The sequence below is a fragment of the Bradyrhizobium sp. genome, assembly GCF_004799405.1.
Taxonomy (GTDB): Bacteria; Pseudomonadota; Alphaproteobacteria; order Rhizobiales; family Xanthobacteraceae; genus Bradyrhizobium.
The window spans coordinates 1-8,323 of record NZ_SSMW01000126.1; the positions used below are offsets into that span (position 1 = coordinate 1).

The 8,323-nt window shown below is 62.5% G+C and carries 9 protein-coding genes; all 9 read left to right on the forward strand.

The features are described 5' to 3' along the window. The first annotated feature begins 118 nt into the window (after positions 1–118). Positions 119–1,117 carry a 30S ribosomal protein S2 gene (locus E7813_RS19645; RefSeq protein WP_291576729.1) on the forward strand — a complete coding sequence of 333 codons (999 nt, stop codon included), beginning with the start codon at positions 119–121 and terminating at the stop codon, positions 1,115–1,117. Positions 1,118–1,244: 127 nt separating this feature from the next. Further along, positions 1,245–2,198, forward strand: coding sequence for a translation elongation factor Ts (gene tsf / locus E7813_RS19650; protein ID WP_291576732.1), 954 nt, complete (start codon positions 1,245–1,247; stop codon positions 2,196–2,198). Positions 2,199–2,236: 38 nt separating this feature from the next. Then, a complete protein-coding gene (gene pyrH / locus E7813_RS19655) occupies positions 2,237–2,953 on the forward strand; it encodes a UMP kinase (protein ID WP_291576733.1) in 717 nt (238 codons plus the stop codon). A 62-nt stretch (positions 2,954–3,015) separates the two neighbouring features. Next, a complete protein-coding gene (frr, locus tag E7813_RS19660) occupies positions 3,016–3,579 on the forward strand; it encodes a ribosome recycling factor (RefSeq protein ID WP_291576735.1) in 564 nt (187 codons plus the stop codon). Positions 3,580–3,602: 23 nt separating this feature from the next. Continuing rightward, positions 3,603–4,361 carry an isoprenyl transferase gene (locus tag E7813_RS19665; RefSeq protein ID WP_291576737.1) on the forward strand — a complete coding sequence of 253 codons (759 nt, stop codon included), beginning with the start codon at positions 3,603–3,605 and terminating at the stop codon, positions 4,359–4,361. After that, positions 4,358–5,203: a phosphatidate cytidylyltransferase gene (locus tag E7813_RS19670; RefSeq protein WP_291576739.1), complete on the forward strand. Its 846-nt coding sequence runs from the start codon at positions 4,358–4,360 to the stop codon at positions 5,201–5,203. Before E7813_RS19665 ends, E7813_RS19670 begins: the two co-directional genes overlap by 4 nt. 4 nt (positions 5,204–5,207) lie before the next feature. Beyond that, a complete protein-coding gene (gene dxr / locus E7813_RS19675) occupies positions 5,208–6,431 on the forward strand; it encodes a 1-deoxy-D-xylulose-5-phosphate reductoisomerase (protein ID WP_291576741.1) in 1,224 nt (407 codons plus the stop codon). Between the two features lie 45 nt (positions 6,432–6,476). Then, entirely contained in the window at positions 6,477–7,628 is a 1,152-nt protein-coding gene (locus tag E7813_RS19680; protein ID WP_291576743.1) for an RIP metalloprotease, read from the forward strand. A 173-nt stretch (positions 7,629–7,801) separates the two neighbouring features. Further along, positions 7,802–8,323 (forward strand): POTRA domain-containing protein (locus E7813_RS19685; RefSeq protein WP_291576746.1); only part of this gene is annotated, 522 nt, incomplete at its 3' end.

An 8,323-nucleotide genomic window follows, 5' to 3' on the forward strand; every position in this document is an offset into this window, starting at 1 on the left:
GCTATATACCGCGCCATCTCACACGGAAACATGGCTCAAAAGGCCGTCCGGTGGCAGCCGGGCCATAAGGCTCGTCTGCTCACACGTTTCCGGAGGAACCAACCGGAGAACAAAGACTATGGCGCTACCCGATTTTTCCATGCGTCAGCTGCTTGAAGCTGGCGTGCACTTTGGTCATCAATCGCACCGCTGGAATCCGAAAATGGCGGATTACATTTTCGGTGCCCGCAACAATATCCACATCATCGACCTCGCCCAGACCGTGCCGCTGTTGCATCGCGCGCTGCAGGCGGTCAGCGATACCGTCGCCAAAGGTGGCCGTATCCTGTTCGTCGGCACCAAGCGGCAGGCGCAGGACGGCGTCGCCGAGGCGGCCAAGCGATCGGCGCAGTATTTCGTCAACTCGCGCTGGCTCGGCGGTACCCTGACCAACTGGAAGACGATTTCCGGTTCGATCAAGCGGTTGCGCCACCTCGATGAAGTGCTCAATTCCGGCGATGCCAACGCCTACACCAAGAAAGAGCGGCTGACCTTGCAGCGCGAGCGCGACAAGCTCGATCGTTCGCTGGGCGGCATCAAGGAGATGGGCGGTTTGCCCGACATGATCTTCGTGATCGACACCAACAAGGAAGACATCGCGATCCAGGAAGCCCAGCGGCTGAACATTCCGGTCGCCGCCATCGTCGATACCAATTCCGATCCCAAGGGCATCACCTATGTGGTGCCCGGCAATGATGACGCCGGCCGCGCCATCACGCTGTATTGCGATCTGGTCGCCCGCGCCGTCATCGACGGAATTTCGCGCGCGCAGGGTGAATCCGGCGTCGACGTCGGCGCTTCCGCCCATCCGGTCCGCGAGGAAATTCCGGCGGAGCCGCAGCCTGCCGGCTTCCAGGGTCTGGCCGGGCCGCGGGGGGCCGCCGACGATCTCAAGAAGCTTACCGGCGTGTCCGGGGCGATCGAGAAGAAGTTCAACGATCTCGGTATCTTCCACTACTGGCAGCTCGCCGAACTCGATCACGACACCGCCCACAAGATCGGCGAAGAGGTCGGACTTCCGAGCAGAGCCGATGGCTGGGTAGCCCAGGCCAAGGCGATGACCGCGGAAGCGGAATAACGCAATAAGCGCTGGCCGGAGCATTCCGGCCACCCACTTTTTCAACTTACGTAATTCCTGATGGTGGATGGCGGCGAGGGGCCAAGGCCGTGCCGCGACCGCCCTGACAGGCAGAGGACGTTTAGCGATGGCAACAATCACAGCGACGATGGTCAAGGACCTGCGCGAGACCACCGGCGTCGGCATGATGGACTGCAAGCAGGCGCTTTCGGAAAACGGCGGCGACATGCAGGCGGCGATCGACTGGCTGCGCAAGAAGGGCTTGTCGAAGGCCGCCAAGAAGGCCGGCCGCGTCGCGGCGGAAGGCCTGATCGGCGCGCTGACGGCCGCTACCAGGGGCGTGGTCGTCGAGGTCAATTCCGAGACCGATTTCGTTGCGCGCAACGAGCAGTTCCAGGGGCTGGTCAAGATGATCGCCCAGGTCGCGCTCAAGGTCGGCGCCGACGTGGAGAAGATCAAGGCCGCCAAGGTCGGCGAGGTTACGGTCGAGACCGCCATTGCGGACGCCATTGCAACCATCGGCGAAAACATGACGCTGCGCCGCGCGGCTTCGCTGGAAGTCGGCAAGGGCGTGGTGTCGAGCTACGTGCACAACGCCGTGATCGAGGGCGCCGGCAAGATGGGCGTGATCGTGGCGCTGGAATCCAGCGGCAATGCTGACGAACTCGCGGTTCTCGGCCGCCAGCTTGCGATGCATGTTGCAGCGGCCAATCCGCAGGCGCTGGACCCGGCCGGTTTGGATCCTGCCATCGTCAGGCGCGAAAAGGATGTCCTGGCCGACAAATACCGCCAGCAGGGCAAGCCGGAGAACGTGATCGAGAAGATCGTCGAGTCCGGTTTGAAGACCTATTACAAGGAAGTCTGCCTGCTCGAGCAGGCCTTTATCCATGACACCGGCAGGTCGGTCGCGCAGGCCGTGAAAGAAGCTGAGGGCAAGATCGGCGCGGCTGTGAAGATCGCCGGATTTGTGCGCTATGCTCTGGGCGAGGGAATCGACAGGCAGGAATCCGATTTCGCCGCCGAGGTCGCGGCTGCCAGCGGGCAGAAGAAACCGCCGGGAGATCTCGCAACGGTGTCGTAGACCGGGATTTACCAGGCCCGGAAGGAAGGCGATCGCAAATGGCTGAGCCGGTCTATCGTCGGGTCGTCGTCAAGCTTTCGGGCGAATATTTTGCCGGTACCCATTCCTTTGGCATGGATCAGCCGACCATCGACCGGATCGCCGGCGACCTGATTGCAGCCAAACAGCTCGGTGTCGAAGTCGCCGTCGTCGTCGGCGGTGGCAACATGGTCCGCGGCGTGGAGGTATCGTCGCGAGGCGTCTCGCGTCCGACCGGCGATACCATGGGCATGCTCGCCACTGTGATGAACTGCCTGGCGCTCGAGGCTGCCATCGAACGCCGGGGCGCGCCCGCGCGGACCCTGTCGGCGTTCGTCATGCCGCAGATTTGCGAGCTGTTCACCAGAGGTGCGGCGCACAAATATCTCGCCGAAGGCCGCATCGTGCTGCTCGGCGGTGGAACCGGCAATCCGTTCTTTACGACCGACACCACGGCGGTGTTACGCGCGGCCGAAATAGGGGCCCAGGCCGTGCTAAAGGCCACCAACGTTGATGGCGTCTACAGCGCCGATCCCAAAAAAGACCCTTCCGCGAAACGGTTCGACCGCCTGACCCACTCACAGGCGATCGAAGGTGGCTACAAGGTGATGGATGCCACCGCATTCGCGCTTGCCCGCGAGACGTCGCTGCCTATCATCGTATTCTCGATCGCTGAACCGGGTTCGATCGGCGCGATCCTGCGCGGCACGGGTCACGGCACCATCGTCGCCGGCTGACCTGCAAAGGTGCCGAGGCGCAGGGATGAAGGCCCGGACGAGTTTTCAGGAGGGAGAGCGTTATGCCCACGGCTAATTTCGACATCAACGAATTGAAGCGCCGCATGCAGGGCGCCACCCAATCTCTGAAGCACGAACTTGGCGGTTTGCGCACCGGCCGCGCCTCGGCTTCGATGCTGGAGCCGGTTCAGGTCGATGCCTATGGCACCCACATGCCGCTTAACCAGCTCGCCACCATCAGCGTGCCCGAACCGCGTCTGCTCTCGGTGCAGGTGTGGGACAAATCGATGGTCAAGGCGGTGGAGAAGGCGATCGTCGATTCCAATCTCGGCCTTAGCCCCGCGACCGAAGGGCAGGTACTCCGCTTGCGCATTCCCGAACTCAACGAGGATCGCCGCAAGGAACTGGTGAAGGTCGCGCATAAATATGCCGAGGCGGCCAAAGTCGCGGTGCGGCATGTCCGCCGCGACGGTCTCGATACCGTCAAGAAGCTCGAGAAGAACCACGAGATCTCCGAGGACGATCAGGAGCGTCTGGCCAACGAAGTGCAGAAGGCGACCGACGGGACGATTTCCGAGATCGATCAGTTGCTCGCGGCCAAGGAAAAGGAAATCCTCACCGTTTGAGTTGAGGCCTTAAGGATTGATCGATGTCGAACGCCGCCGCCCCCGCAACCGAAGGACCGGATCGATCCGATGGTCCCTTGCATGTGGCGATCATTATGGACGGCAACGGACGCTGGGCAGCGGCCCGCGGCCTGCCGCGCGCCGAAGGCCATCGCCGCGGCGTCGAGGCGTTGCGCCGCGTCGTTGGCGCCGCAAACGAGCTCGGCATCCTCTACCTCACGATTTTCTCCTTCAGTTCGGAAAACTGGTCGCGGCCCGCCAGCGAGATCGGCGACCTGTTCGGCCTGCTCAGGCGCTTCATCCGTAACGACCTTGCCACACTGCACCGCGACGGGGTGCGGGTGCGGGTGATCGGCGAACGCGACGGGCTGGAGCCGGACATCTGCACGCTGCTGAACGAAGCGGAAGAGCTGACCAAGGGTAATAGCAAGCTCAATCTCGTCGTCGCGTTCAACTACGGATCGCGGCAGGAAATCGCCCATGCCGCGCAGCGGTTGGCGCGCGAGGTCGCGGAGGGAAAGCGCGATCCGGCGTCGATCGACGCCGACACCCTCGGTCGGTATCTCGATGCACCGGATATTCCCGATCCCGACCTCATCATTCGCACCAGCGGCGAGCAACGGCTGTCGAATTTCCTGATGTGGCAGGCGGCCTACAGCGAACTGGTGTTCGTGCCGATCCATTGGCCCGATTTCGACAAGGCCGCCCTCGAAGGCGCGATCGCCGAATACGCCAGACGGGAGCGTCGTTTCGGCGGTCTGGCCGCGAAAACCGCCTCGTGACCGAGGGCGAAGCCGCGCCGGCGGCTGTCGCCGAGCAGGGGCGCAATCTCCTGATGCGTATCGTCGCCGCAGCGGTGCTCGCGCCGGCGGCTATCGCAATCGCCTATGCCGGGGGATGGTTGTGGACCGCGCTGGTGACGCTGGCCGTGACCGGCCTCTACGTCGAATGGCTGATGATCGTCGGCGCCGTGAGGCAGATCCGCGTCGTCGCCAGTGGAGTAATCGCGCTGGCGATCATCGGATTTCTGCTGGCGTTCGGACGCATCGATGCGGCGTTTTTGGTATTGGCTGTCGGTTTCGCCGGCGTGGCGTTGCTCTCGCCGGAACGGCGCGCCTGGACGGCGGCAGGATTTTTCTATGCGGCCTCGGCCGAGCTTGCATCGGTGCTGGTGCGCCTCGATCGGGTGGAGGGATTTACGGCACTGATCCTGGTCCTGTTGGTGGTGTGGGCGACCGATACCGGCGGCTATTTCGCCGGTCGCGGCATCGGTGGGCCGAAGCTCTGGGTGCGCGTGAGCCCTAAAAAGACCTGGGCTGGCGCCGTCGGCGGTTTTGTCGCGAGCCTGGTTGTTGCGGCCGGGTTTGCAGCGTTTGGCCTTGGCAAGACCGGCCCGTTGCTGCTGCTGGGCGCGGTTCTCTCGATCGTCTCCCAACTCGGCGATCTCTTTGAATCCGCGGTGAAAAGGCGTTTCGGCGTCAAGGACTCCAGCCATATTATCCCCGGCCATGGCGGGCTATTGGATCGCCTCGATGGTTTCGTCGCCGCGATAGTCCTGGCGGCGATTTTCGGGATTTTGCGGGGTGGCGTGGATGGCGTCGGCCGCGGTCTTATGGTTTGGTGAAACCATGAGCGCAGTTCCGTTGCGTAACAGCAAAGCCGCGGCGTCTGCCGTACGTGCCGTGACCGTCCTCGGCGCCACCGGTTCGATCGGCGACAGCACGATGGATTTGCTGAGGTCGTCGCCCGATCGCTATCAAATCGAGGCCCTGACCGCCAACACCAACGTCGAAGCCCTGGCGAAGCTGGCGATTGAATTCGACGCGCGCTTTGCCGCCATTGCCGATCCCAATCGCCTCGAAGATCTCAAGGACGCGCTGGCCGGGACTGCCACCGAATGCGGCGCGGGCGAAAGCGCGATCATCGAGGCCGCGGCGCGTCCGGCGGACTGGGTCATGGCTGCCGTCAGTGGAGCGGCTGGACTGAAACCTGCGCTGGCGGCGGTGGATCGGGGTGCGACGGTCGCACTTGCGAACAAGGAATGCCTGGTCTGTGCCGGCGATTTCTTCATGCAGCGTGCGGCGAAAGCCGGGGCCTGCATCTTGCCCGCCGATTCCGAGCATAACGCGCTGTTTCAGGCGCTCGGTTCCGGCAGCCGGGAGGAACTGGTTCGCGTCATCATCACGGCCTCCGGCGGACCGTTCCGCACCTGGGCGGTCGCAGATATCGAACAGGCGACGCTGGCGCAGGCCCTAAAGCATCCGAACTGGAGCATGGGACAAAAGATCACCATCGATTCGGCCTCGATGATGAACAAGGGGCTCGAGGTTATCGAAGCTTCATATCTGTTTGCGCTTGCGCCGGATGAAATCGACGTTCTGGTGCACCCGCAGTCGATCATTCACGGCATGGTCGAGTTTTCGGATCGTTCGGTCGTGGCCCAGCTAGGTGCGCCCGACATGCGCACGCCGATCGCGCATTGCCTCGGTTGGCCCGACCGCATCGTCGGCCCGGCGGCGAAGCTCGATCTTGCCAAGATCGGACAGTTGACCTTCGAAGAGCCGGATTTGGACCGTTTTCCGGCGCTTCGGCTCGCCTACGACGCGCTGCGGACCGGTCACGGGGCCACCACCGTGTACAATGCCGCCAACGAGGTGGCGGTGGCAGCGTTCATCGCCGGCAGGATCAGGTTTGGCGCAATCGCGCGGCTCGTCGAGTCCACCATGAACGCCTGGATTCGCGAAGGAAACCGCGCGCCGCTGACTTCGGCGGATGACGCTATCGCCGTTGACCATAATGCGCGAAATAAAGCTGTCACCCTATTGCCTCAAATTGCCTTAAAGGCATCGTAGAGGGTGGGGGAACCGGGCCTTGCGGCTCCGGTTGAGGGGAATCGGATGTCTGAGTTTTTCCTGCATACTTTCAATACGTTAAGCCATGGTTTTATCGGTTATATCATCCCGTTTCTGTTCGTCCTCACGATTGTGGTGTTCTTCCACGAGCTGGGCCATTTCCTGATCGCCCGCTGGGCCGGCGTGAAGGTGTTAACTTTCTCGCTCGGCTTTGGGCCGGAACTGGTCGGCTTCAACGACCGGCATGGCACGCGATGGAAGATCTCGGCCGTCCCGCTTGGGGGCTACGTCAAGTTCTTCGGCGACGACAGCGAGGCCTCTACGCCCTCGTCCGAGGCGCTCGCCAATATGACCGACGAAGAGCGTGCGGGAAGTTTTCACCACAAGAGGGTCGGACCCCGCGCCGCGATCGTGGCAGCCGGTCCGATCGCGAATTTCATTCTGGCGATCGTGATCTTTACCAGCCTGTTTACGTTTTTTGGCAAGCCGAGCACGACGGCCCGCGTCGACAAGGTCGAGGCCGCTAGTGCGGCGGCGGCGGCCGGTTTTCAGGTTGGCGATGTGGTGACCGCGATCGACGATAAAGCGATTGGAAGCTTCACTGACATGCAGCGGATTGTCGGCGCGCGAGCCGGCGAGCAACTGACATTTACCGTAAAACGCGGCGATTCCACGGTGCAATTGCACGGGACACCGGAACTCAAGGAAGTGAAGGATCCGTTTGGAAACGTCCATCGGCTGGGTGTGCTGGGAATTACCCGCGCGACCGCGCCTGGCGATGTCATGACCGAGCGTGTGGACCCCGCAACCGCGCTGTGGCTGGGCGTCAAGGAAACCTGGTTCGTGATCGACCGTACGCTGGCCTATATCGGCGGCGTCTTTACCGGACGCGAAGCAGCCGACCAGGTTGGCGGACCGTTACGGATCGCCCAGATTTCCGGTCAGGTCGCCACTATCGGCCTTGCGGCGCTGGTGCACCTTGCCGCGGTGCTGTCGATATCGATTGGGCTGCTGAATCTGTTTCCGGTGCCGTTGCTCGATGGCGGTCACCTTTTGTTCTATGCGGTCGAAGCGGTGCGCGGACGGCCCTTGTCGGAGAGGGCCCAGGAAATGGGATTCCGAATCGGGCTCGGTCTGGTGCTGATGCTGATGGTGTTTGCGACCTATAACGACATCCTGCATCTGGCCGCATCATGAAACGGCTTTTTTATGACGTTGCCGATGGGCAACGTCTTGGAATGAAAATGGAATTGCGCAGCGATGGGGCGTTTGCCACCCCGGCGAAATTGGCTACAAGCGGGACAGCCGATGGGAATCTGCCGGTTCGTAGGGGTGCGGTCCGGCACTGGAATGATAAGGGCGCGTTGCGCATGAATGTTGGAATGCGAGTACGGGGGGGCTTGTTAGCCGCCCTGATGATGTTCGCCATGCCGGCCGCCGTTACGCTGGCCGCTGTGCTTGTATCGTCGCCCGCCGTCGCCCAAACCGTGTCTTCGATTCAGGTCGAGGGTAACCGGCGGGTCGAGGTCGAAACGATCCGCTCCTATTTCAAGCCGGGCCCCGGCGGCAAGCTGGATCAGGGACGCATCGACGACGGGCTGAAGGCGCTGATCGAGACCGGCCTGTTCCAGGATGTAAAAATCAACCAGGCAGGCGGTCGCCTGGTGGTGACCGTCATCGAGAATCCGGTGATCGGCCGGATTGCGTTCGAGGGCAACAAGAAGATCAAGGACGATCAGCTTTCGTCGGAAATACAGTCCAAGCCGCGCGGCACCCTGTCGCGTCCCATGGTCCAGTCCGACGCGCAGCGCATCGCCGATATCTACCGCCACTCCGGCCGCTATGATGTGCGCGTCACCCCGGAAATCATTGAACAGCCGAATAACCGCGTC

Bases quoted from the DNA above. Each gene is read 5' to 3' on its own strand.
- frr (WP_291576735.1), top strand. From the start codon at position 3,016: ATGCCCACGGCTAATTTCGACATCAACGAATTGAAGCGCCGCATGCAG.
- tsf (WP_291576732.1), top strand. From the start codon at position 1,245: ATGGCAACAATCACAGCGACGATGGTCAAGGACCTGCGCGAGACCACC.
- pyrH (WP_291576733.1), top strand. From the start codon at position 2,237: ATGGCTGAGCCGGTCTATCGTCGGGTCGTCGTCAAGCTTTCGGGCGAA.
- E7813_RS19645 (WP_291576729.1), top strand. From the start codon at position 119: ATGGCGCTACCCGATTTTTCCATGCGTCAGCTGCTTGAAGCTGGCGTG.
- E7813_RS19680 (WP_291576743.1), top strand. From the start codon at position 6,477: ATGTCTGAGTTTTTCCTGCATACTTTCAATACGTTAAGCCATGGTTTT.
- dxr (WP_291576741.1), top strand. From the start codon at position 5,208: ATGAGCGCAGTTCCGTTGCGTAACAGCAAAGCCGCGGCGTCTGCCGTA.
- E7813_RS19665 (WP_291576737.1), top strand. From the start codon at position 3,603: ATGTCGAACGCCGCCGCCCCCGCAACCGAAGGACCGGATCGATCCGAT.